The sequence below is a fragment of the Azospirillum brasilense genome, from assembly GCF_003349955.1.
In the GTDB taxonomy this organism is placed as follows: Bacteria; Pseudomonadota; Alphaproteobacteria; order Azospirillales; family Azospirillaceae; genus Azospirillum; species Azospirillum brasilense_B.
This window is the reverse complement of the sequence record NZ_QLKQ01000175.1, coordinates 1-1,202: the sequence shown is the minus strand read 5'-3', so window position 1 is coordinate 1,202 and position 1,202 is coordinate 1. Positions and strand designations below refer to the sequence as shown.

At 69.7% G+C, this 1,202-nt stretch carries 1 protein-coding gene and 1 pseudogene; both read right to left on the bottom strand.

Annotation, left to right across the window (positions count from 1 at the left end; genetic code table 11):
* A pseudogene (locus DXK32_RS31930) lies at window positions 1–434 on the bottom strand (electron transfer flavoprotein subunit alpha/FixB family protein); the annotation flags it as partial.
* Window positions 435–452: 18 nt separating this feature from the next.
* Window positions 453–1,202 (bottom strand): electron transfer flavoprotein subunit beta/FixA family protein (locus DXK32_RS31925; RefSeq protein WP_114862159.1); only part of this gene is annotated, 750 nt, incomplete at its 5' end.

Genomic DNA, 1,202 nt, shown 5'->3' with positions numbered 1-1,202 from the left:
ACGACCTTGATCGGGTCGGCGGACTTCACCGTGGCGATGGCGTTGCCGGCGTAGATCGGCCGCTCGAAGGTGTCGGGCGAGACCACACCGGTGATGTCGGAGATCGCCGCGACGTCGAGCAGGGCGGCGACGCGCGGCAGCAGGTTCTTGCCCTCCGACGAGGCGGCGGCCAGGATGTGGCCGTAGCCCTTGGCGAGGGTGACGACCAGCGGCGCGACGTTCTCCGGCAGCGGGTGGGCGTAGGCCGCGTCGTCGGCCAGCAGCACCTTGGCCACGCCGGCCACCTTGGCGGCGGCCTCGGCGACGGCCTGGGCGCCCTGGCCGGCGACCAGCACGTGGACCTCTCCGCCGATCTTGGCGGCGGCGCTGACCGCGTTCAGCGTGGCGGCCTTCAGCGCGGCGTTGTCGTGTTCGGCGATGACGAGAATGGACATGTCAGATCACTTTCCCTATCAGATCGCGCGGGCTTCGTTCTTCAGCTTGTCGACCAGGGCGGCCACGTCGGCGACCTTGACGCCGGCCTTGCGCTTGGCCGGCTCGGCGACCTTGAGCGTGGTCAGGCGCGGCGCCACGTCGACGCCCAGCGCGTCGGGGGCCAGCGTCTCGATGGGCTTCTTCTTGGCCTTCATGATGTTGGGCAGCGAGGCGTAGCGCGGCTCGTTGAGGCGCAGGTCGGCGGTGACGACCGCCGGCAGGGTCAGCTGCACGGTCTCCAGGCCGCCGTCGATCTCGCGGGTCACGGTGACCGAGCCCTCGCCCGGCACGACCTTGGAGGCGAAGGTGCCCTGCGGCCAGCCCAGCAAGGCGGCGAGCATCTGGCCGGTCTGGTTGCAGTCGTCGTCGATCGCCTGCTTGCCGAGGATGACCAGGGTCGGCCCCTCCTTGTCGACCAGCGCCTTGAGCACCTTGGCGACGGCCAGCGGCTGCGTCTCGGCGTCGGTCTGGACCAGGATGCCGCGGTCGGCGCCCATGGCGAGGCCGGTGCGCAGCGTCTCCTGCGCGGCCGTCGGGCCGACGGTGACCACGATGACCTCGGTCGCCTTGCCGGTTTCCTTGAGGCGGACGGCCTCTTCGACGGCGATCTCGTCGAAGGGGTTCATGCTCATCTTCACGTTGGCGGTCTCAACGCCGGAACCGTCCGCCTTGACGCGGATCTTGACGTTGTAATCGACCACCCGCTTGACCGGGACGAGGACCTTCAT